Genomic DNA, 23433 nt, shown 5'->3' with positions numbered 1-23433 from the left:
TTTCCCTCCGACCTCAGACCGCCTCACCCAGCTCATCGCTGAATTGCTGATTCCACAGCCGCGCATACTGACCACCCAGACGCAACAACTGCTCGTGCGTGCCGTCCTCGACCACCCGGCCTTTGTCGAACACCAGAATCCGGTCCAGATGCGCCACCGTCGACAACCGGTGCGCGACCACCAGCACCGTTTTGTCTTCCATGATTTCGTCCAGTTTGTCCTGAATGAAGCGCTCGGTGATCGAATCCAGACTCGACGTTGCCTCGTCCATCACCAGAATCGGTGCGTTCTTCAGCAACACCCGGGCAATGGCGATGCGCTGCCGCTGGCCACCCGACAGCTTGACGCCGCGCTCCCCAACCAGCGACTCATCACCCTGCTCCATGCTGTCGATGAACTCACTGGCCCCTGCTCGATGGATGGCTTCGGCGACTTCGTCCAGAGACGCGTCGAGACGTCCGTAGTGAATGTTTTCCCGAATGCTGCGATGGAAGAGGCCCGGCTCCTGCGGAATAAGGCCAATCTGCTGGTGCAGTGAATGCTGGGTGACGTTGCGCACGTCGACACCATCGATCAACACCTCGCCTTTTTGCACGTCGTACAAGCGCAGCAACAGGCTGAGCAGGGTCGACTTGCCTGACCCAGACGCGCCCACCAGACCGACCTTCTGCCCGGCCGGGATCACGATGTTCAAGTGCTGAAAAATCGTCTGATCAGCGCCGTAACCGAAACCCACATCGCGAAACTCGATATCGCCACGCTTGACCTGCAACGCCCTGGCGCCCGGCCGGTCCACCACTTCGTGTGGGCGAATCAGCGTGCGCACCCCGTTGGCAATATTGCCGGTGGCCTCGAAGAATTCCAGAAAACGCCGGGACAGGTTACCCACATCGCTGATGATCAGCAGCGAGAGGCTGGTAGACATTACAAAACCGGCGATGTCGATCTGCTGCGTGCGCCACAACTGCAACGCCAGCAACAGCAGACCAAGCTTGAGCAGAACGCCGCAGCCGGTCTGAAACCATCGAATCTTCTCCATGTAGCCCAACGAGCGATAGGCCGCCGCCACCTCTTTGTCGAGGAAGCTGCCCAGGTAAGTGTGTTCATAAGCATGCCGAGCGAACAGGCGAATGTTGGCCAGGTTCGACACCGCGTCCACCACCTTGCCGGAACTGGTGCTGCGGGCCGCTGAATACTGCTGCGCCAGCGGATGACTGCGCCGTGCGAGCAAGTAACAGACGACAATGAACAGCACCGACCAGCCCGCCATGAACACCGCCATCAGCGGCGATGCGGTCCACAACAGCGCGGTGGCCAGCGACAGCGTCACCAGCAACGGAATCAGGTCGAACAGCAGAATGCTCAGGGTCTGGTTGACCCCTAGCGCCACCTCCGAGACCCGGTGCGCCAGCGCGCCCGCGAATTCGTTGCTGATGAAGCGGTGGGAATGTTGTTGCAGGTAGGCATAGACCACATGGGTCACGGTGCGCCGTTGCAACGGCAATACGTGGATATGGCATCCGGCAGCCGCGCGGGTGAACAGCACCTCGGAGACCAGCACCGCCGCAAACAGCGTGAGCGGCCATTGCAGCACGACAAACGCCTGCCCGGCATCGAGGCCGTTAGTGACCGTGCGGGTGATCTGCCCCAAGCCCCAGGGCACCAGCAGCGTGCAAATCACCGCCGCGATCTGGAGCAACAGAATGGCAACGTACCACCCTTTGAAATTACCGATGAAAAAACCCACGAATGCCACCGGCTTCGTCGGCAGGTGCTGGACATTCCAGCTGCGCAATCGACGATCACGGGGAGCGAAAGAGGAAAAGGACGAACTCATGGCAGATACGGTTCCTGAATGACGCCTGTGGCCGCGCAGCTTTCAGGCAGGAGGGGCCAGCAACCGGATGCTGGCCCCTATGAAATACGACGCCCCTTCCAGGGGCGCCACGAACGCGTCCCTCGGGCGTCTGCACGGCTCAATCAGGATTCATGCCAGCGATGCAGCCCTCTGTCTCTGCGGCTTTAGCCCGTCAGCAGCACAAGAAAAGTGGTGTTGACGACACCGTCTGTGCATTGCCTGTCGCAAACCCAACAGCGATGACTCCAGCGACGTTCACGTAGGAAAGCTCCTCATATCAATTAGGAACCGTCCTCTTCACTGTCATTGCTCTGGAAAAACAGGCGGATTCCATTCATTTTTTCTAAGCCCTCACTGACGTGTGAGGCGTGAAACTTTGCAAAAAAAGCGCTCGGATGCGCTGGATCAACTATCAAGGATGAGCAACATGTTTATGACCCCCATTTCGGCGTTCAACAAACGCCATGACACGCCTTTACCCCTGCCCGATTTGTCGCTCGATCACACCTCGTGGGAAGAAGAAGAGGAAGAGGAAGAAGAGCTGAGAACTCCGGGTATCATTCTGCGCCTGGGCCTGTTTTTCGATGGCACCGGAAACAATCGGGACAACGTCGCTGCCACGGCGCAGTGCCGACGGCTGGACCTGAAGTCATGCAGCGCAAGCGAGCTGGCAAATATCAAAACAACGTGCTCGAAATACGGTTTCGGTGATTTTGACGGCACCCGCTTCAACTCGGTACCCGGCACCAGCTACGGCGGCGCGCCGACCAACGTGGTTCATTTGTACGAGCTGTACCCGGACCATTCGAAAAGCCCGATCGACACCAGAACGCCCATCGCCTATCTCAAGGCCTATGTCGACGGCATCGGCACACGCAGCGGCGGCCAGGACTCCGCCGTCAATGGGCAACTACTGGGGCAAGGCGAAACCGGTGTACTGGCCAAGGTCAAGCGGGCACCTGATCTGATTGCCCGGCAGGTTGAGACCTTCAGAAAACACCACCCTGGCACCGTCATAAAAGGCGTTGAGTTCGATATTTTTGGCTTCAGCCGAGGCGCCGCCGCTGCCAGACACTGCGCCAACGAATTGCTCAAACCAGGGCACGGAGCGTTCAGACCGATGCTTCAAGCTGGCCGCTTCGGTCCAGCAGCGATGACCGACGTGAGCATGAACCTGATTGCGCTGTTCGACACCGTCGCCGCCATCTCGGACCCGGCACACGGGGATTTCGGCCCCGGCAACGACATCAATCGCGGGATCAACCTGTACCTGCCACCGGGCTGCGCGCGTAAAGTCATTCATCTTCACGCGCGTGACGAGTACCGCTTGAATTTCCCGCTGAATAAAGTGCACGCCAGCCATCAGTCCATCGTGTTGCCCGGCGCCCACGCGGACATTGGCGGTGGTTACCTCCCGCAGACCCGTGAGCAGCTGTGGATGACCCAACCCGTACGCGCCACCGTCCGGGATGATGAGACGGTACAGGCCAGCCAGGCATGGGCCACGGCACAGGCGCAAGCCAAGCGGCTCCGGGACTCCGGAATCGCCCAGACAGGCAGCGTAACGGTTCAGTCCTGGCGCGCAGCTGGGGGCGCAGGTGGCGCGTCGGGCTCGGTCAGTCAGGACTATTGGATTTGCGTGCGAATGGAAAGACAGGTGCGCCACGAACTGGCCTTGATCCCTCTGCGCGTCATGCGCGAACTGGGGGTACGCCATGGCGTCCCGTTTGCCGCCATCGCCGAAACGGACCCGCGTTTTGCGCTGCCTGCGGATCTGAAACCCATCGCTGCACACGTGCTGCAACAGGTCACTGCGGGAAAACCCGTGACCCTGAGTGCCTCCCAGGAAACACTGCTGCGCAGCCAATACATCCATCAATCGGCGCATTGGGCGGACACCGGGCCTTATTACTTCAGCAAACCGGCACCCAACAACCGCCGAGTCACTTTTGAGGATCGGCCACAAAAAGGCTATCCGGAATAGTCTTTAGCACCTCATGCCATAGCGTGGGCGGCGGCCACCCCATCGATGTGTCCGCTTGCCCGGCGTGAACGCCTCATTCTCATCGCTCCCCCGACGCGTAAACCGCCGATCCGGCGGTGACGGAAAGCCTGCGGTACACCAGCGCCGACGCCACGCACAAGACGCCCGCCAATCCCATGACCAGTGCGATGTCACTCTCCGTGAGGACGGCGTGTTCACGCCACACCATGATCAGGCTGAGCAGCGCCGCGGCCACGCCCACTGAGAGGCTCATGGTCAGTTGAATGCTCATGGCCGAGAGGCTGCTCGCGGCACTGGACTGCGGCGCAGGCACGTCGGCGTAAGTCAGCGCGCCCAGGGTGCTGAATTGCAACGAGCGAATCACCCCACTGATGAACAGGACCACGATCACCACCCAGTACGGCGTGGTGATGTCGAACAGACCTGTGGCCGCCAGCGTCAGACCGGTCAACACGGCGTTGCCGATCAGGGTCCGTCTGAACCCGAAACGGCTGACGATGCGCACCGCCAGCAGCTTCATCAGAAACGCCCCCGCCCCGCCGACGAAACTGAGCAGCCCGGCCTGCAAAGGATTGAGACCAAAACAGAGTTGGAACAGCAGCACCAGCAGGAACGGTTGTGACGCGCTGCCAATGCGCATCAGGTTACCGCCCCAGAAACTCACGCTGAACGTGGGGATGCGCAACAACGACAGATCAATCAACGGATGCGTTGCGCGTCGGGCATGGTGCACGTACAGCACCGCGCTGAGCAGTCCCAACCCCACCAGCGCCAACGACCCGTAGCGCGGCAACAGGCCATGACCAATGGCCTCGAAACCGAAGACCAGCCCACCCAGCCCGATCGCACTGAGCAGTAGCCCGCGAACATCCAGCGGTCGATGACGCGCGCCGGGATAGTCGGGGATGTAGCGCACCACCAAACCGATCCCGAGCACGCCGATGGGCACGTTGATCAGAAAGATCCATGGCCAGGACAACAGCGTCACCAGCAACCCGCCTAATGGCGGACCGAGAATCGGCCCTATCAGCGCCGGGATGGTCAGGTAGGACATCGCTCGCAGCAGGTTTTCCCGCGCGGACCAGCGCAGCAGGATCACCTGCCCCACCGGCACCATCATCGCGCCCGCGACCCCTTGGGCCAGACGCGCCAGCGAGAGTTGCAGCAACGAGGTCGAACAGGCACAGGCCACCGATGCCAACGTGAACAGCACGATGGCACTGACGAATACGCGCCGGGGCCCGAAGCGATCCGCCGCCCAACCACTGACCGGCACGAACAGCGCCACTGCCAGCAGGTAAAGCGACACCACCAGATTCATTCGCACACTGGGCTCACCGAATTCCCGTGCCATTTGCGGCAATGCAGTGAGCACAGCGGTAGCGTCGATCAACTCCATGAACAACGCGCAACCGATGATCATCGGAATGCGGCACTGGAGGGGGGTGGGCAATGGTTGCGCAGGGCTGGTGACAACGTCTTGATAAGTACCCATGGGTGCATGAAATCTACGCAGAAATCGAACAGATGCGGACGCTGCCGCTCCAGGTGAAGCCGTCCTGCCAGGGCGCACCACCTGTCAGCCGCCCCATGTGTTGCAGATATCACGCATTCGCCAGCAAGCCGGCTCCCAAAAGGATCGCGTCGAACAAAACGCCCAGGTCTGGCACGGTCATTGTGGGAGCCGCCTCCGGTGGCGAAGGCGCTTGACCAGACAACATAGAATCTCCCACAGGTTAAGCGTCGAACAAGAGGCCAGGCTCCGACGCAGCCATTGTGGGAGCTGGCTTGCTGGCGAACGCGATCTATCTGTCGCCGTTTGGCCTTAGAACAACCCGGACGTCGGCGGTGGCGTGCCCTTCAACTGCCAGGCCCCGACGGCCGCGGCCTTCCAGTGGCGAGGGTTGTGATTGGAGACTGTGCGTGCATTGCGCCAGTGTCGGTCAAGGTTGTGAGCCCGCCCCGTGGTCGAGGCACCGCCGACATCGAACACTAACTCCGCCGCCTTGAGCGCCGACTCGGCCGCCACGTATTGCGCCTGCGCCACATCGACCGCCGCCTGATCCACTGCCACCGAATCCAGCCCCGCGACCCAAGCCCGGTCGATGGATTCTGCCGCGCGCAAGACCACCGCTTCGGCCGTAAACGCCCGAGCAGAAACGTCGCCCACGCTCAATTCCACATAGGGGTCGTCCACCGAGCGCGTGGCTGTACTGTGCTTGATCGGCCGCGCATGGGTCGTGGCAAAACTCACGGCATCGTTCAGCGCATTGCGGGCGATACCGGCATTGACCGCAGCGAGGAACACTTGCAGAAACGGCGTGACGATGGTCCGCTTGCCCTCTTCCACCGTGCGCGTGCGAATCTCGTCGGCCTTGACCAGCACGTTGCGCAAGTGCGTCGTGCCGCTGGCGGTCAGACGCTGACCCATGGCATCGAAATCGTCGAGCAATTCAAGCCCCTGACGGTCGCGAGGCAGGATGAACGACACCGGCTGCTCGTTCTCATCCAGCGCCACCGCACTGACCCAGTCGGCGTACAGCGAACCGGTGCTGTAATACTTGCTGCCGGAGGCCCGATAGTGATCACCCTCGCGCACGATGCGTGCGCTGACCGAACCGTTCGCCCCGCCGATTTCCCACCCGGCATTACCCACCACCGCGCCGTGCAGATAGCGCGCAAACCAGCGCTCGCGCTCGGCATCTGCGCCTTCGGCCTTAGATGCCAACAACCCCTCGACAAAGCCGAAGCCGGGACGCAGGGCCTGTGCCACGTTGGAGTCCGCCGAGGCAATGCGGATCAGCAGTGCGATCACGTCCCTGACCGAACCGCCCGCACCGCCAAAGCGAGTGGGAATACGGGCCGTGAACACCCCGGCCTTGGCCAGTTGCGCCACGGCTTCATAGGGCAGTTGGCGTTCGCGCTCACGCTGCGCAGCGCCTGCGGCGATCTCCGGCAGCAGACGGTCCAGGCGTGCGTTGAGTTCATCCACCGTGATCACAGCGGGTTGGGCGACAGCAGACAGCGTACTCATGGGCAGTTCCTTGTTCCAAGGAGAAGTTCTGAAAAAAAAGTTCTGAAGGCGACGTTCCGAAAGCGAACCTAAATGGCGATCTTCCACAGCCGAGATTCGTCGAAGAGCAGCACCTCGCTCTCCGGTTCCAGCGGCGGGACGACCAAAGGGGTCGCCGCACCTGGCAGGCGCGGCACGGCGCCCAGCAGACGACGGGTGTATTCGTGTTGCGGATGGTCGAACAGCGCTTCGACGGCGGCACTTTCCACCACCTTGCCGTGGCGCATGACCAGCACCTCGTCGCTGACGTGGCGAATCACCCCCAGATCGTGGGAGATGAACAGGTAGGCCAGCCCCAGAGACGCTTGCAAGTCGGCGAGCAGGTCGAGCACCTGCGCCTGCACGGACACGTCCAGCGCCGAGACCGGCTCGTCGCAAATGATCACTTTCGGGTTGCTGGCAATCGCCCGGGCAATGGCCACGCGCTGTCGTTGCCCACCGGACAGCTGCAGCGGACGACGGGTCGAGAGTTCGACGGGCAAGCGCACTTGATGTAGCAGTTGCGCGATGCGTGGGCGTTGTTGCTCGAAGGGCACGCCCGCCACGTCCAGTGCGTCCGCCAGAATCTGCCCTACGCTCCAGCGCGGGTCGAACGAACTGAGCGGGTCCTGATAGATCACGCTGATGTCGCGACGGTGCAGACGCCGAGTCCGCTCTTCGACGCGCCCCTTGCCCGCCACCGACCACGGGATGTCGAGAAACTGTACGGCACCGGCATCAGGCTCCAGCAAGCCCAGTGCGATACGCGCCACAGTGGTTTTGCCGGAACCGGACTCTCCGACGATGCCCAACGTGCGTCCCGCGCGCAGTTCAAAGCCGACGCCGTCGACCACCTGCCGAACTTGCTGGTCCGGGCCGACGTAGCGCTTGCCCAGACCTTCGGCCTTGAGCAGCACGGGCGCATCGGATGCCGAACGCCGCGCGACTGGCTGTTGCCCGCCATCTGGCGACAACCGGGTGCCTCGCGCATGTTCGGCGGGCACAGCATCGAGCAACGAACGGGTGTACGCGTGACGTGGATTGCGCAGCACCTGATCCGTCGGCCCCTGCTCGACCACATCCCCGTGGCGCAACACCAGCACCTCATCGGCCAGTTGCGCCACCACCGCCAGGTCATGGCTGATGATCAGCAGCGAATCGCCTCGCGCCTTGATCTGTTGCAGCACTTCAAGAATCTGCGCCTGCACCGTGGCATCCAGTGCCGTGGTCGGCTCGTCGGCGATGACCAACCCCGGGTTCAAGGCCAACGCGCTGGCGATCAAAGCGCGCTGACGCAAGCCGCCGGAAAGCTGATCAGGGCGCTGACGGGCACGCAAGCGCGGTTCGGGCACGCCCACGGTTTCTAGCAGTTCGATGACCCGTTCTGCGCGGCTGGCGCGATCTCCCCAGCGGTGGGTTTCCAGCACTTCCAGGATTTCTTTGCCCACGGGACGCAGCGGGTCCAGCGACACCAGCGCATCCTGCAACACAAAGCCGATGTCTTTGCCGCGCAGGTCGCGCCAGCCACGTTCCGACAGGTTCAGCAGGTCCTGCCCGGCGTAACTCAGCCTGCGCGCAGTGATACGGGCGCCCTCACCCGCCAATCCGATCAGGCTGCGGGCGGTGACGCTTTTGCCCGAACCGGATTCGCCCACCAGCGCCAGGGTTTTGCCCGGCTCAAGGGTGAAGGAAAGGTTGCGCACCACCGACTGCCCGGCGAACTCGATGGACAGCCCTTCGACGATCAAACGTTTCTGCTCGCTCATGACAGGCGGCCCTCCAGACGTTGTTGCAGATAGCGACCGGCGACCGTGGTCGACAACGTGGTCAGCACGATGAACAGGCCGGGGAAGAACGTCAGCCACCAAGCGTTGGCGATGAAGTCACGGCCCATGGACAGCATGGTTCCCCATTCCGGCGCCGGGGGACGAGCGCCCAGCCCCAGAAAGCTCAAGGCCGACGCCCAGACGATGGCCTGACCGACGCCCATGGTCAGGGTCACGATCAAAGGCCGCATTGCGTTGGGCAGCAGTTGCCGGGCGATGATGCGCCCTGTCGGGTGCCCCAGCGCCTTGGCCGACTCGATGTAACCGGCGTTACGCACAGCGAGGACCTGACCACGCACCATCCGCGCATACCCCGGCGCACCGCCCAACCCCGTGGCAACGATCAGCGGGCCGATGCCACTGCCGAAAATCGCCACGAACAGCAGCGCCAGAATCAGGCTCGGAAAGGCAAACAGCACCTCCAGCAACCAGCCTACGCCCCGGTCGAGGCGCGCCCCGCCGAGACCGCCGAGCAGGCCCAGAACGATGGCGATGCTCATCGCAATCGCCGTGGCCGCCAGACCGATGAACAGCGACTGGCGAGTACCATGAATAACCCGAGAAAAGATGTCGCGCCCGGATTGATCGGTGCCGAACCAGTGCGCCCAGCTCGGTGGGTGAAACGCGTCGCGAGGCACGATGGCCAGCGGGTCGCTGTGGGCGAATAGCTGCGGCACGATGGCCGCGACAATCACCAGCAGCAGAAAAGAAATGGCCAGCAATGGCCCCGGCCGTAGCTTACGCGCCGTACGTTGCACACGAACGGCGGGCAGCGGCGTATTCAATGTCAGTTCGCTCATCACGCTTGCCCCTGTTGGCGTGGGTCGACCCAGAGGTACAGCAGGTCGACGAGGATGTTGGCCAGCACGTAACCGGCGGCGACCACCAGGCTGATGCCGATGGTCAATGGCAAGTCCTGGGCCTGTACGGCCTGATACAACTGACGCCCGAGACCCTTGCGGGAGAAGATCACTTCGATCACCACCGCCCCGCTGATCAGCGCACCGATGGCCCAGCCCGACAGCGAAATGCCGGGCAGTACCGCGTGGCGCAACGCGTGCTTGAAGCGCACCTTGATGTCGCTCATGCCCCGGGTTCTGGCCGTGAGCACGAAGGGTTGATCGAGGGTCAGGTCCAGCGACTCGCGGGTGACCTGAGCGATGAAGCCCGCCAGCGGAATCGCCAGCGCGAAGGACGGCAGCACCAGCGTGCGCCAGCCGTCGCTGCCCGCCGGAGGAAACCAACGCAAGCCAAAGGCAAACACCGCCAGCAGCAGAATGCCCAGCCAGAAATGCGGCAATGCGGCGGACAGGGTTTCCGCCAGCGACGCCAGGCTGCCCACCCAGCGACGACGCCCGGCGGTCAGCACCGTCAATGCCAGTACCAGCAACCACGCCAGCGCCAACGAGCTGAACGTCAGTTCCAAAGTCGGCCAGGATTGCTCGGCCAGCACGCGTGTCACCGGCAAATGCTGGGAATAGGACACGCCGAGATCGCCCTGCACCAAGCGACCCAAGTACAGGCCGTATTGGGCCGCCAGCGGCTTGTCGAGGCCGTATTCACGGGTGGCTTCAGCAATGGCCTCCGGGGTCGGGTTGCCGCTGGGGCCACCCAGAATGGCCAGCACCGGATCACCCGGCATCAGGCGCAAGGCGAAGAAGGTCAGCGTTGCCACGGCCCACAACACCAGAATGCCCCCCGCCAGGCGCCATAACGCCCGCCGTCCCAGTTTGTGCAGCCGCTCGCGCCGGGGGCTGCTCAGTTCATTGCTCAAGACTGCGTGTGTCATTTGTTCACCCAGGCGTCGTAGAGGTAAGTCACCGCCAGCGAGGTCTCCAGACGCACACCTTGCGTGGTCTTGTAGATGCCCAGCCGTGTGCTTTGCGGGTAGGTGGTCAGTTGCAGGTATTGGCTCGACGCGATCTGCTGGGCCTTGTAGTACAACACCCGACGCTGATCCGGGTCCTGGGTGGCCAGGGCCTGCTGAATCAACGCATCGAAGGCCGGATCGCTGAAACCGGCGGTGTTCTGGTGATAGCCACCCACGCCTGCCGGACGAATGAATTCGCTGCCGAAGATAATCCGCAGCACGTCAGCGGTGTTGGTGTTCCAGTAGCCCAGACGAATGTCGTAATCCCAGTCCGCCTGGCGTTTGGTGGCTTGCACGTCACTCATCTGTTCGACGATCAGCTCGAAACCGGCTTGTCGAGTGGTGGCCTGGACCTGCTCCCACAGGGTGAATTCCGAAGGGGGTGTGCGGTTGCCCATCACCACATGGACTTGCAGGCGCTTGCCGTCCTTGGTCCGATAGCCGTCGCTGTCCCGGCCGGTCCAACCCGCCTGATCCAGCAACTGCGCGGCCTTGGCCGGGTCGTAATCCTGCGCATGCTGGAAGTCCGGGCTATAGAAACGCGTCGCCGGGCTCAGCGGACCGCCCGCCCTTGGAAACTCGTTGAAGTACACGCTCTTCAGCGCGCCTTCGATGTCGGCGCTGCGCACGAAGGCTTCACGCACCCGCAGATCATCGAACGGCGCGCGGGTGATGTTCAGCGTGCCGTTGGTAGGGTTGCCGGGGCGCTGAGCGATGATCAGTTGCAGGTCCGGATTGCGTCGGGCCGCTTCGTGGGATTCCGGCGGCAGCGCCTCGATCACGTCCACCTCGCCCGCCTGCAACGAGGCAAAGCGTACCGACGGCTCCTGAATGAACTTCCAGACGATGCGATCCAGCCACGCCGGTCCCTGATGTTTGGCCGTCGGCGGCGCCCAGTTGTAATCCGGGTTGCGCACCAGTTCGACCTGGCTCTGCCGATCCCAGCGCACCACCTTGAACGGGCCACTGCCGACCGGGCTTTCACAGTTCACGTCCCGCGGGCGCTGCAACGCTGTGGGCGATTCAATGCCGAGAAATCCTTGCGCCAATACCTCCAGAAACGCCGCGTAAGGCGTGGCCAGATGAACCACAGCGGTCTGATCATCGATCACATCAGTGCTGCGGTACTGGCGGATGTAACCGCCCGCCGTGCTCGACTGGGTTTTCGGGTTGGCCATGTGATCGAGGTTGGCCTTGACCGCCGCCGCGTTGAACGGCGTGCCGTCGGTGAAATGCACGTCATTGCGTAAATGGAAGGTGTAAGTCAGGCCGTCGTCCGAGACCTCCCACGATGTGGCCAGCCACGGGCCGATGCGCCCGTCGGCGTCCATCGACACCAACGAATCCAGATACTGCTGCCCGATGAACACCTGCGGCATGTCGCCCGCCACATGAGGATCGAGGCAGGTGGGTTCGCGATCAGTGGCGTACACCAGCGTGCCGCCACTGACGGGCTTGTCACTGCGCGCCACGGTGGACGTGCCTTGGCCGCAACCGATCAACAGGCCACACAACGCAGCGATGCCCACAATGGGCGGGGTCTTGAGCAGCGACCGTGATCGGCTGCCGGGGAGTCGCAAATACGGGGCGGGTTCTCGCATGGGTCCTGATGCCTCTAGTCCGGGAACAGGGCCATTGCACGAGGCATGCCGGGTTTGAACGCCCGTAAATACGGGGCTCAGGGACGAAACAGAGCCTCGGGGGCGACAATCTGTGTGTCGGGTGTTGGCTGAGCAACAGCCCGGGCGAGTGGCTAGCGGGGCGGCATCGAATCGGCAGCCGTAATTGACTACCGCCCTTCGCCATGCTCTCCTACACGCCTTGTTACGGGTGCCCTTCACAAGGTGAAACGGGAAACCGGTGCGTGCAGACCTTGAATCTGCGCAAGTCCGGCGCTGCCCCCGCAACGGTAAGCGAGCGAAGAGTCAGATCCACTGTGTCGGTCAGCGATATGGGAAGGCGATTCTTGCAGGCATGTTCAATGCCCCTCGCAAGCCCGGAGACCGGCCCGACAATTGACACCTAACAAACCCGCGGTGGGCGGGCGCTGTTGAGTTCGCGACTGACGTTCGTCAGTGGCCTGCTTGCGCCTTCCCCACGCCTCGATATCAAGGGAAGCGCCATGTCGATCAGCACAACCAGCCATACCGCCAGCACCACCCAGACTCAGACCCAGCGCCTGACCGCCGCGATCAGCGCGATGATTCTCGGCGCGTGTCTGGTCTACTTCGCCGGTTTCTCGCACATTGCCGCCGTGCACAACGCCGCGCACGACACCCGTCACAGCGCCGCTTTCCCTTGCCACTGAGGCCTGCCGTCATGTTCAAGCGCATCGCTCAAACGGCCGGATTCACCGGATTGCTCGCCGCCCTCCTGCTGACCCTGCTGCAAAGCTTCTGGGTCGCGCCGCTGATTCTTCAGGCCGAGACCTATGAAAAGGCCCCGGCGGCCGAAATGCACGAACACGCCGACGGTGCCATGGTCGGCCACGTCCACGACGAAGAAGCCTGGGAGCCAGAAGATGGCTGGCAGCGCGTGCTGTCTACCACGGGTGGCAACCTGGTGGTCGCGGTTGGTTTCTCGCTGATGCTGGCGGCCCTCTATACCTTGCGCGCGCCGGGCAGCGTGCGTCAGGGCGCATTGTGGGGGCTGGCCGGTTATGCGGTGTTCGTGCTGGCGCCCACCCTGGGCCTGCCGCCAGAGCTGCCGGGCACTGCGGCTGCCGACCTGACGCTTCGACAGACCTGGTGGATTGGCACCGCCGCCTCGACCGCCGTGGGGCTGGCGCTGATCGTGTTCGCTCACAACGCGCTGCTGAAAGTGTTGGGGGCAGCGATTCTGGTGGTGCCCCATCTGATCGGTGCGCCACAACCCGCGGTGCATTCGGCTTTGGCGCCTGAAGCACTGGAAGCGCAGTTCAAGATCGCTTCTCAACTCACCAACGCGGTGTTCTGGATAGCCATGGGCCTGATCAGCGCCTGGTTGTTCCGTCGTTACGATGCACGCCAAACCCAAGCCGGCCTCAATCACGCCGTATGAGTGCAGGCCGTCAACGGCCGATCCTCGTGATCGGCCTGGGTTGCCAAAGCGGCTGTCCGGTTTCGGTGCTGATGGGACTGATCGAGGTGACGCTGCTGGAGCATCGACTGGCCCTGTCCGACATTACCGCCCTGGCCTCCATTGACAGCAAGTCGAATGAGGCCGGGTTGCTGGAGCTGGCTGAACAACTGGCGTTGCCACTGACTTTTTTCAGCGCTGAGCAGTTGGCGGTGTTCGAGCCCCGGTTGAGTCATCGCTCGCAGATCGCTTTCGATAACACGGGGTGTTACGGCGTCGCGGAAAGCGCGGCGCTGGCGCTGGCGGCTCAGTTGGGTGACGGCGCTGCCACATTGATGATTGAACGGCGCAACAGTTCGCGCGCCACATTCGCCCTGGCCGGTAGCTTGCGCACCCTTTGATGGTTTGGTTATCCCTTTTTAAACGCACTCCCACAGGCCATCACCCGTTCTGAACTCCGGAGTTCTAATGACTGTCTTCTTCATCGGCGCAGGTCCCGGCGACCCTGACCTGATCACCGTCAAAGGTCAGCGTCTGATTCGCAATTGTCCGGTGATCATCTATGCAGGATCGCTGGTTCCGGAAGCCGTGCTTGAGGGGCATCACGCGCTGCAAGTGGTCAACAGCGCCGAATTGCACTTGGAACAGATCATCGCCTTGATGAAATCCGCTCATGCAAAAGGCCAGGATGTCGCTCGTGTGCACTCGGGCGATCCGAGCCTGTATGGCGCCATCGGTGAACAAATTCGCTGCCTGCGTGAGCTGAGCATCCCGTTCGAGATCATCCCCGGCGTCACTGCGACGGCAGCGTGCGCAGCCCTGCTCGGCACTGAACTGACCCTGCCGGATATCTCTCAGAGTGTGATCCTGACCCGCTACGCCGATAAGACGGCCATGCCCGAAGGCGAAGAACTGCACGAACTGGCGCGGCATAAAGCGACCATGGCGATTCACCTGGGGGTCAACCATCTGGGTAAGATCGTCGCCGAACTGACCCCGCACTACGGCGTGGATTGCCCGATTGCGGTGATCCATCGCGCCAGTTGGCCGGATCAGGACTGGGCGCTGGGGACGTTGGCTGATATTGAGGAGAAGGTGCGGAACAAAGGCTTTCGTCGCACGGCATTGATTCTGGTGGGGCGCGTGCTGGGGAATGATGTGTTTGGGGAGTCGTCGTTGTATCGGGCGGGTCATGCCCACATATTCCGCCCTTGAGCATGACGTACACCCTGTGGGAGCCGGCCTGCTGGCGAAAGCGGAGTGTCAGCCACCTCCAAGTCACTGATACACCGCATTCGCCAGCAAGCCGGCTCCCACAATTAACGCGCGCCGGATCCTGGGCCTCACAAAAAAGCCCCGAAAATTCGGGGCTTTTTGCTGAAACAGAAGCGCTTAGTAGTAAGCGTTCTCTTTCTGCGTGTGGTCGGTCACGTCACGCACGCCCGACAGCTCCGGGATGCGCTCAAGCAGAGTACGCTCGATGCCTTCCTTGAGGGTCACGTCGGCCTGACCGCAGCCTTGGCAACCACCACCGAATTGCAGCACGGCGATGTTCTGGTCGTCTTCCTCGACCACGTCGATCAGCGTGACCTGCCCGCCGTGGCTTGCCAGACCGGGGTTGATCTCGGTCTGCAGGTAGTAATTGATGCGCTCGTTGATCGGGCTGTCGGCGCTGACCATGGGCACTTTGGCGTTCGGTGCCTTGATCGTCAGTTGACCGCCCATGCGGTCCGTGGCGTAATCCACCACGGCGTCTTCCAGGAAGGCTTCGCTGAACGAGTCGATCCAGGCGGTGAAGCTCTTCAGGCCGATGGCCTTGTCTTCCGGTTTTTCTTCGCCCGGCTTGCAGTAAGCAATACAGGTTTCAGCGTATTGGGTGCCAGGTTGGGTAATAAACACGCGGATGCCGATGCCGGGGGTGTTCTGCTTTTGCAGCAGATCGGCCAGGTAATCGTGGGCGGCATCGGTAATAGTAATAGCGGTCATGAAAATTCCTCGCAGACGTGGGGCGGAGTTTACGCCATTCCACGGCAACTGACAAAGTCCTAGTAATTCACTCGGGTAATAACCCCGATAAAAAACCTCAGGACAGTGCCGCCTCTTCCTTCGCCGCCCGCCGATTGTCCAGCCAGCCTTTCATGCGCCGGTACAGCCCCTTCTCGATCCATTCGTAACTCAGCCAGGCGCCCAGCGCGATCACTGGCACGCAGACCGCAAACGCGACGTACGGATTCAGGCGATAACGTTCGCTCGCCAGCCAGCCGCCGTATAACACCAGCACGTGCAGCAGGTAGACCGAGTACGAACAGTCGCCCATGGTTTTCAGCAATTTGCTGCCACGCAAGTACGGCTCCAGTGAAATACACGCCACCACGATCACCGCGCTCGGCAAGCCCCAGTTGATGATGCGGATGTCGGGTGGCAATTGCTTGATCGCCAGCAGCGCGCCGCCGATGGCCAACAGCGGCAACCACAGCCGCTCGGTGATCCAGCCACGGCGATACATGACCCCGACGCCAATACCGAGCAGGAATTCGTACACGATGTCGTTGGCGTAGAACCGACTGACCAGCCCTGAACGCCCCAGTACGTCCGTCACCGCAAACAACGCGGCGGCGATGATCAGCGGACGCAAGCGTTGCTGGAACAGGAACACCATCGAAAACAGCACGTAGAACAGCATTTCGTAGTTCAGCGTCCAGCCGACGTTCAGCGTGGGGTACAGCCCATAACCGCCGGGGTTTTCCGAAGGGATGAACAACAACGAGAGAATGAAGCTTTGCCAGTCCACCACTTGATGGGGCAACAGTGGATGAGCGACCACCACCAACAGCCCCATCACCAGCGTGTACAGCCAGTACGCCGGGACGATCCGGATGATGCGATTGAGCATGAAGCGCCCGACGGGAATGTCCTTGTCCACGGTGGACAGGTAGATCACCAGGCCGCTGATGACGAAGAAGATGTCGACGCCCACGGCGCCTTTCTCGGTAAAAAAGCGGCCAATCGGGCCGCTGGGATGGAAGTCGAAAAAAATCTGCATGAAGTGGTGACACACAACGACCCACGCGGCGAGTGCCCGCAGGGCTTGAACCGAAATCAACATCTGCAACCTCTTGCTTACACCGGTTTGACCCACATTCCGGGCCTCAAAAAAGGCCTGGCATCGACGGGCGACTCACAGGGTCCGAGTCGGTGTTTGGCAAAAGGTTCGCGGGGACTGACGGGCTGCATAATGGCTGCAGGCCATGTTCTATAAGGGTTTTCGGGGTTTGACCCGTGTAGACAGGAGCGAGCGCTATGTACTGGCAGACACAAATCTTGTGGAAGTCGGCTTGTTGGCCAATGCATTCTGTCAGTTGACTCATTCGTCTCTGATCCAACGCGTTCGCCAGCAAGCCGGCTCCCACAAGGTGACCACGTACAGTCAATAGCTCCGCTTAAAGGTTCTCATACCGATTCATATCCAACACCCCCGCCTCCTGCGGTTCGGTCTCCTGAATGTAGCGGTCCAGATCATGGAAATACATCCAGAACTGCGGGTTGCTACGGCGAACACCCCAACGCTCGACGATTTTCTCGAACGCTTCCTTGTGATCGTGGGCTTTCTCCATCGCATCGACAAACGCGCTGACGTCATTGGCCGGAATGTTGAAGATAAAGTTCGGGTAACTGGTCAGCACGCCCGGATAGATGGTCAGGTTGTCCAGCCCCGGTTCATAGCGGTATGCCTCGCCCAGCAAGAACGCCACGTTGGTGTGGGCACGGTTGCGCAGCATGCTGTAGACGATCCGTCTGCCGTTGCCATCCTGAATCCGCAGCAGAGTGGCCTCCGGCAGTTGATTGATCACTTTCAGCCCCGCCGCCGGGCGCGACACCAGACGACTCAGTGCCTGTTCCACGTCGCTGAACACTGGTCCGATGCCCGGTCTGGAGCAGTAGGCACCCGAGCAACGGTTGATCGGGTCTGGCGCGACGTTGAGGGTCCCGGCGCGCTCGATCAATTTGCGCTGGAAGTCGCGTTCGGGGTCTTTCTCGTCCAGTTTCATGCCGGTCGGCGTGTCGTCGTCGATGGCCTGATAGTCCATCCACATCTTCACCTTGCCGCTGTTCTGGTACCAACTGCCCAAGATGTCATCCCGCTTGTCGGCCGGCATCAGGCGCAGGAAGTTGACCTCGGCGCCATTGCGGATCAGGTCGAAATACAGACGGGTCTGCACCTGATGCGAGACGTTGCCGTAGACGTCGAAGTTCACCACCAGCTGGTAATAGGTGCGCTCCAGCAGCGGGTAGTCGAACAGCCAGACTGTGGTCGGCAAATCGCCAATCAGCCCTTTGTTGACGGTCGCGCTGTCGAAGTGGCGGAAGATGGTCAGCAAGGCATTGTCGTTGCCCGCCCACAGCGTGGCCCAGCCCGGTGGCGGCATGTGCGCATAGGCGTCGCTGCGCAGGTCTTCATAGGCGTTGCGCTTGTTGCGGTAATCGAGCCATAGGCTCAGCACGCTGCCCACGTCGTCATTCTGCCCCGGCATCGCCAGCAAGGGCGTGGCCTTGGCGCGGTACGCCGCATCGGTGATGTAGCGGTCGTGGGCCGGCTCCTGGAACAGCGCCCAGAAGTGGTCGCGGATGACGTCGGTGGCGATCTGGCCACGGCACACCGGCCCGCGAATGAAAGTGCGCACGAAGTATTCGGCGTTATCCAGCATGAACTGGTAACGCGCCACTGCCGGGATTTCCTTGAAGGTGTCGAACGGGTTCGCACGGCGCTGCGGGCCGTAGCCCGGCAGTTCGGTGGCATGCCAGTCGCCGCTGTAGAACAGTTGCTTGACCCGCGCCAGCTTGTCCGGCCCCATTGGGTAAGTGATGTGGGTCTTGTGCACGATGACGCCCTGCACCGGCATCAGACGGTAGTAAAAGGTGGTGCCCGGGTCATCATCGGGGCGGCGGGTGGCGATCAGATCGACCGGCTGGCCACCTGGCGTGCGCGAACGCACCCACTGGAAGAAATGCCCCGGTTCGCCACCGGTGAAATAGATGTGGGCCAGGAACAGGTGCTCATACAGCCAGCGGGCGACCAGGGCCTCGGTCGAACCGGGACGGTTGAACAGGTTTTCCCACTCGGTGATTTGCGCCGCCTCGCCCGCACTGGGCTGCACCGGGGATTGCTCCACCGGTGCACCTGCCGCCAGCCAGCTTTGCAGGGTGTTGTATTGCGCCTCGGTCAGCCCAGTGACCGCCAGCGGCATGCCTTGGCGCGGGTGCGATGCAGCGTAGCCGTCGAACTCTTGCGGCAGTGGGCACATGTTCTCGCGATTGAGGCCCAGCACGATGTCATCCGGCAGCTTGGCGTTGGGCACCAGCGGGGTGCTGTGACCGAATTCCAGCATGCGGGCCATCAGCGCCGCCTGATTGCTCTGGCCGTCGAGCACCGAATAGAAGCCCTTCTTGCGCCATTCTTCCGGGCCTTCGGCGTCGTAAAAAATCCGCGTCGGGGCGATGGCCTTGCTGCGCTCGCCCTGATACACCGGCACCTTGGACGCCCCGCGCAACACACCCTCGCCACTGCCCAGATTCAACTGGCAGGCCGCATCATTGCAGGCATGGCAGGCCACACACTTCTCGGTGAAGATCGGTTGAATGTCACGGCTGTAGGAAATGGCCGGATGGGGAATGGTGGATGACGCAAGGGGTGACTGCGCGAACGCTGCACCGCAAAAGAAAACAGCCAAGGCTGTGGCGAACACGCGACGCAACATGGAACGGACGTCCTGAAGAGAAAAGACCGGAAACGATTCTACCCGTGGCGAGCGGCCATCAACATGAACAGAATTCATCTAAATCGCGCCACGGTTTAAAAGCGTACAGGTTTGGTATCATTTCGCACCTTTCATCGTCACCTTTTTCGTTTTTCTTCATCCGGGTAGCCCTATGTCAGATCGCAACGCGCGTCTTAAAGCACTTCATCAAGCACTCAAGGAGCGCATCCTGATCCTTGATGGCGGCATGGGCACCATGATCCAGAGCTTTCGTCTGGAGGAAGAAGACTACCGCGGCAAGCGCTTCGCTGACTGGCCGAGCGACCTCAAGGGCAACAACGATTTGCTGGTGCTGACCCGCCCCGACGTGATCGGCGCGATCGAAAAAGAGTACCTGGACGCGGGCGCCGACATTCTCGAAACCAACACCTTCAACGCCACGCAGGTGTCTCAGGCCGACTACGGCATGGAAGCGCTGGTGTACGAACTGAACGTCGAAGGCGCGCGCCTGGCCCGTCAGGTCGCCGACGCCAAGACCCTGGAAACCCCGGATCGTCCGCGCTTCGTCGCGGGCGTACTCGGTCCGACCAGCCGCACCTGCTCGCTGTCGCCTGACGTCAACAACCCCGGCTACCGCAACGTCACCTTCGATGAACTGGTGGAGAACTACACCGAGGCCACCAAGGGCCTGATCGAAGGCGGCGCGGACCTGATTCTCATCGAAACCATCTTCGACACCCTCAACGCCAAGGCCGCGATCTTCGCCGTGCAAGGCGTGTTCGAAGAAATCGGTTTCGAGCTGCCGATCATGATCTCCGGCACCATCACCGACGCCTCGGGCCGCACCCTCTCCGGCCAGACCACCGAAGCATTCTGGAACTCGGTGCGTCACGCCAAGCCGATTTCCGTGGGCCTGAACTGCGCCCTAGGCGCCAGCGAACTGCGTCCGTACCTCGAAGAACTGTCGAACAAAGCCGACACCCAGGTCTCCGCTCACCCGAACGCCGGTTTGCCGAACGAATTCGGTGAGTACGACGAATCTCCAGCGGAGATGGCCAAGGTCGTCGAAGAATTCGCCCAGAGTGGCTTCCTCAACATCGTCGGCGGTTGCTGCGGCACCACCCCTGCGCACATCAAGGCCATCGCCAACGCCGTGGCCAAGTACGCGCCGCGCGCCATTCCGGACATCCCGAAAGCCTGTCGCCTGTCGGGCCTTGAGCCGTTCACCATTGATCGCAGCTCGTTGTTCGTCAACGTCGGCGAGCGCACCAACATCACCGGTTCCGCCAAGTTCGCCCGCCTGATCCGTGAAGACAACTACACCGAAGCGCTGGAAGTCGCCCTGCAACAGGTCGAAGCCGGTGCCCAGGTGATCGACATCAACATGGACGAGGGCATGCTGGATTCGAAGAAGGCGATGATCACCTTCCTCAACCTGATTGCCGGTGAACCGGACATCTCCCGCGTGCCGATCATGATCGACTCCTCGAAATGGGATGTGATCGAAGCCGGCCTCAAGTGCATTCAAGGCAAGGGCATCGTCAACTCGATCAGCATGAAAGAAGGCGTCGAGCAGTTCATCCATCACGCCAAACTGTGCAAGCGCTACGGCGCGGCGGTGGTGGTGATGGCCTTCGACGAAGCCGGTCAGGCCGACACCGAAGCGCGCAAGAAGGAAATCTGCAAACGCTCCTACGACATTTTGGTCGATGAAGTGGGCTTCCCGCCGGAAGACATCATCTTCGACCCGAACATCTTCGCCATCGCCACCGGCATCGAAGAGCACGACAACTACGCCGTTGACTTCATCAATGCCTGTGCTTACATCCGCGACGAACTGCCCTACGCGCTGACCTCCGGCGGCGTGTCCAACGTGTCGTTTTCGTTCCGCGGCAACAACCCGGTGCGTGAAGCGATCCACTCGGTGTTCCTGCTGCACGCGATCCGCAACGGCCTGACGATGGGCATCGTCAACGCCGGTCAGCTGGAAATTTACGACGAGATCCCGGTCAAGCTGCGCGACGCCGTGGAAGACGTGGTGCTCAATCGCACTGACGACGGCACCGAGGTGCTGCTGGCCATCGCCGATGAGTTCAAGGGCGACGGCTCGGTCAAGGAAGCGGAAACCGAAGAGTGGCGCAACTGGGAGGTCAACGAGCGTCTCAAGCACGCGCTGGTCAAGGGCATCACCACCCACATCGTCGAAGACACCGAGGCGTCGCGCCTGACCTTCGCACGCCCGATCGAAGTGATCGAAGGCCCGTTGATGGCGGGCATGAACGTGGTGGGCGACCTGTTCGGCTCGGGCAAGATGTTCCTGCCGCAAGTGGTCAAATCCGCCCGCGTGATGAAACAGGCCGTGGCGCACTTGATTCCGTTCATCGAAGCGGAAAAAGGCGATAAGCCGGAAGCCAAGGGCAAGATCCTCATGGCCACGGTGAAGGGCGACGTGCACGACATCGGCAAGAACATCGTCGGCGTGGTGCTGGGCTGTAACGGCTACGACATCGTCGACCTGGGCGTCATGGTGCCTGCGGAGAAAATCCTGCAAGTGGCCAAGGAAGAGAAATGCGACATCATCGGCCTGTCCGGCCTGATCACCCCGTCGCTGGATGAGATGGTGCACGTGGCCCGCGAAATGCAGCGCCAGGACTTCCACCTGCCGTTGATGATCGGCGGTGCGACCACCTCCAAAGCCCACACGGCGGTGAAGATCGAGCCCAAATACAGCAACGACGCAGTGGTTTACGTCACCGACGCCTCCCGCGCCGTCGGTGTGGCCACGCAACTGCTGTCCAAGGACCTGAAAGCCGGTTTCATCGAGAAAACCCGCGCGGAATACATCGAAGTCCGCGAACGTACCTCAGCCCGCAGCGCCCGAACCGAGCGCTTGAGCTACAGCGCCGCCATCGCCAAGAAGCCGCAATTCGACTGGGCCAGCTATGCGCCGGTCAAACCGACCTTCACGGGCGCCAAAGTGCTGGAAGACATCGACCTGAACGTGCTGGTGGATTACATCGACTGGACGCCGTTCTTCATCTCCTGGGATCTGGCCGGCAAATACCCGCGCATCCTCACCGACGAAGTGGTGGGCGAAGCGGCGACCGTGCTGTTCCAGGACGCACAGGACATGCTGCGCAAGCTGATCGACGAAAAACTGATTCGCAGCCGCGCCGTATTTGGCTTCTGGCCGGCCCATCAGGTCGATCACGACGACATTCAACTGCTCGACGACAACGGCCAGCCGCTGGCGAAGCTGCACCACCTGCGCCAGCAGATCATCAAGACTGACGGCAAGCCGAACTTCTCGCTGGCCGACTTCGTGGCGCCGAAAGACAGTGGCGTGACCGACTACGTGGGCGGCTTCATCACCACAGCAGGCATTGGTGCCGAGGAAGTCGCCAAGGCCTATCAGGACAAGGGTGACGACTACAACGCGATCATGGTCAAAGCCTTGGCCGACCGCCTGGCCGAAGCCTGCGCCGAATGGCTGCACCAAGAAGTGCGCAAGACCTACTGGGGTTATGCCAAGGACGAGCACCTGGACAACGAAGCGCTGATCAAGGAGCAATACGTCGGCATCCGCCCTGCCCCCGGCTACCCGGCCTGCCCGGACCATACCGAGAAAGGTGTGCTGTTCGACCTGCTTGATCCGACCCAGGGCGATGGCAAACCCGGCATCAGTGGCGTGTTCCTCACCGAGCACTACGCGATGTTCCCGGCGGCAGCGGTCAGCGGCTGGTACTTCGCCCACCCACAGGCGCAATATTTCGCCGTGGGCAAGGTCGACAAGGACCAGGTGGAAAGCTACAACGCCCGCAAAGGCCAGGAAATGCGCGTGACCGAACGCTGGCTGGCGCCGAATCTGGGGTATGACGAGTAAGTCACGCCGCCGCCCCCTGTAGCCGTAAGGCCGGGCGGCGTTGCGCTTGTCGGCGGTGGCGACTTCATGAACGCCACCGCAGGCGAGCCATGCGGCAACGGCACATGGCCGCTTGCGGCCTGCATC

Annotated in this window: 16 protein-coding genes and 1 riboswitch; of the genes, 6 read left to right on the top strand and 10 right to left on the bottom strand. The window is 61.8% G+C overall.

Features of this window, described 5'->3' with window-relative positions; all coding sequences use genetic code 11:
- Nucleotides 1–13: 13 nt before the first annotated feature.
- A complete protein-coding gene (locus tag ACI5GA_RS28555) occupies nt 14–1837 on the bottom strand; it encodes an ABC transporter ATP-binding protein (RefSeq protein ID WP_404638148.1) in 1824 nt (607 codons plus the stop codon).
- A gap of 448 nt (nt 1838–2285) precedes the next feature.
- Between ACI5GA_RS28555 and ACI5GA_RS28550 the strand changes: the two genes are divergently transcribed.
- A complete protein-coding gene (locus ACI5GA_RS28550; RefSeq protein WP_421425307.1) occupies nt 2286–3842 on the top strand; it encodes a DUF2235 domain-containing protein in 1557 nt (518 codons plus the stop codon).
- Between the two features lie 79 nt (nt 3843–3921).
- On the opposite strand, the gene ACI5GA_RS28545 is transcribed toward ACI5GA_RS28550, so the two are convergent.
- The 6 genes from ACI5GA_RS28545 to ACI5GA_RS28520 all read right to left on the bottom strand — a co-directional run bounded on the left by ACI5GA_RS28545 (nt 3922) and on the right by ACI5GA_RS28520 (nt 12212).
- Nucleotides 3922–5286, bottom strand: coding sequence for an MFS transporter (locus tag ACI5GA_RS28545; RefSeq protein ID WP_421425557.1), 1365 nt, complete (start codon nt 5284–5286; stop codon nt 3922–3924).
- A 402-nt stretch (nt 5287–5688) separates the two neighbouring features.
- Nucleotides 5689–6897 carry an acyl-CoA dehydrogenase family protein gene (locus ACI5GA_RS28540; protein ID WP_421425305.1) on the bottom strand — a complete coding sequence of 403 codons (1209 nt, stop codon included), beginning with the start codon at nt 6895–6897 and terminating at the stop codon, nt 5689–5691.
- A gap of 68 nt (nt 6898–6965) precedes the next feature.
- Complete coding sequence (locus ACI5GA_RS28535; RefSeq protein ID WP_421425302.1) at nt 6966–8681, bottom strand: dipeptide ABC transporter ATP-binding protein; 1716 nt, start codon at nt 8679–8681, stop codon at nt 6966–6968.
- Nucleotides 8678–9541 (bottom strand): ABC transporter permease, encoded by an 864-nt coding sequence (locus ACI5GA_RS28530; protein ID WP_421425300.1) that lies wholly within the window; start codon nt 9539–9541, stop codon nt 8678–8680. Before ACI5GA_RS28530 ends, ACI5GA_RS28535 begins: the two co-directional genes overlap by 4 nt.
- Nucleotides 9541–10530: an ABC transporter permease gene (locus tag ACI5GA_RS28525; RefSeq protein ID WP_421425298.1), complete on the bottom strand. Its 990-nt coding sequence runs from the start codon at nt 10528–10530 to the stop codon at nt 9541–9543. The genes ACI5GA_RS28530 and ACI5GA_RS28525 overlap by 1 nt, the downstream gene beginning before the upstream one ends.
- Nucleotides 10527–12212: an ABC transporter substrate-binding protein gene (locus ACI5GA_RS28520; protein WP_421425297.1), complete on the bottom strand. Its 1686-nt coding sequence runs from the start codon at nt 12210–12212 to the stop codon at nt 10527–10529. The genes ACI5GA_RS28525 and ACI5GA_RS28520 overlap by 4 nt, the downstream gene beginning before the upstream one ends.
- Before the next feature lie 210 nt (nt 12213–12422).
- Nucleotides 12423–12637: riboswitch (cobalamin riboswitch) on the top strand.
- Nucleotides 12638–12733: 96 nt separating this feature from the next.
- On the opposite strand from ACI5GA_RS28520, the gene ACI5GA_RS28515 reads away from it, so the two are divergent.
- From ACI5GA_RS28515 to cobM, 4 genes are all read left to right on the top strand, one after another.
- Nucleotides 12734–12919, top strand: coding sequence for a CbtB domain-containing protein (locus ACI5GA_RS28515; protein WP_404638162.1), 186 nt, complete (start codon nt 12734–12736; stop codon nt 12917–12919).
- Between the two features lie 11 nt (nt 12920–12930).
- Complete coding sequence (locus ACI5GA_RS28510; RefSeq protein ID WP_404638164.1) at nt 12931–13650, top strand: CbtA family protein; 720 nt, start codon at nt 12931–12933, stop codon at nt 13648–13650.
- Complete coding sequence (locus ACI5GA_RS28505) at nt 13647–14069, top strand: cobalamin biosynthesis protein (RefSeq protein WP_404638166.1); 423 nt, start codon at nt 13647–13649, stop codon at nt 14067–14069. The genes ACI5GA_RS28510 and ACI5GA_RS28505 overlap by 4 nt, the downstream gene beginning before the upstream one ends.
- Before the next feature lie 67 nt (nt 14070–14136).
- Nucleotides 14137–14883, top strand: coding sequence for a precorrin-4 C(11)-methyltransferase (cobM, locus tag ACI5GA_RS28500; RefSeq protein ID WP_404638168.1), 747 nt, complete (start codon nt 14137–14139; stop codon nt 14881–14883).
- A gap of 177 nt (nt 14884–15060) precedes the next feature.
- On the opposite strand, the gene nfuA is transcribed toward cobM, so the two are convergent.
- The 3 genes from nfuA to ACI5GA_RS28485 all read right to left on the bottom strand — a co-directional run bounded on the left by nfuA (nt 15061) and on the right by ACI5GA_RS28485 (nt 19424).
- Complete coding sequence (gene nfuA / locus ACI5GA_RS28495) at nt 15061–15654, bottom strand: Fe-S biogenesis protein NfuA (RefSeq protein WP_404638170.1); 594 nt, start codon at nt 15652–15654, stop codon at nt 15061–15063.
- A gap of 97 nt (nt 15655–15751) precedes the next feature.
- On the bottom strand, nt 15752–16774 hold the full coding sequence (locus ACI5GA_RS28490; protein WP_421425293.1) for an acyltransferase family protein: 1023 nt from the start codon (nt 16772–16774) through the stop codon (nt 15752–15754).
- A gap of 334 nt (nt 16775–17108) precedes the next feature.
- Nucleotides 17109–19424, bottom strand: coding sequence for a fatty acid cis/trans isomerase (locus tag ACI5GA_RS28485; protein WP_421425291.1), 2316 nt, complete (start codon nt 19422–19424; stop codon nt 17109–17111).
- Between the two features lie 172 nt (nt 19425–19596).
- Here ACI5GA_RS28485 and metH point away from each other — a divergent pair, with 172 nt between their 5' ends.
- Complete coding sequence (metH, locus tag ACI5GA_RS28480; protein ID WP_421425288.1) at nt 19597–23307, top strand: methionine synthase; 3711 nt, start codon at nt 19597–19599, stop codon at nt 23305–23307.
- Nucleotides 23308–23433 lie beyond the last annotated feature (126 nt).

Origin of the sequence: Pseudomonas sp. Pseu.R1 (genome assembly GCF_045764065.1) — a bacterium.
In the GTDB taxonomy this organism is placed as follows: domain Bacteria; phylum Pseudomonadota; class Gammaproteobacteria; order Pseudomonadales; family Pseudomonadaceae; genus Aquipseudomonas.
The sequence above is the reverse complement of the archived record's forward strand: the minus strand, read 5'-3'. Positions and strand labels throughout refer to the sequence as shown.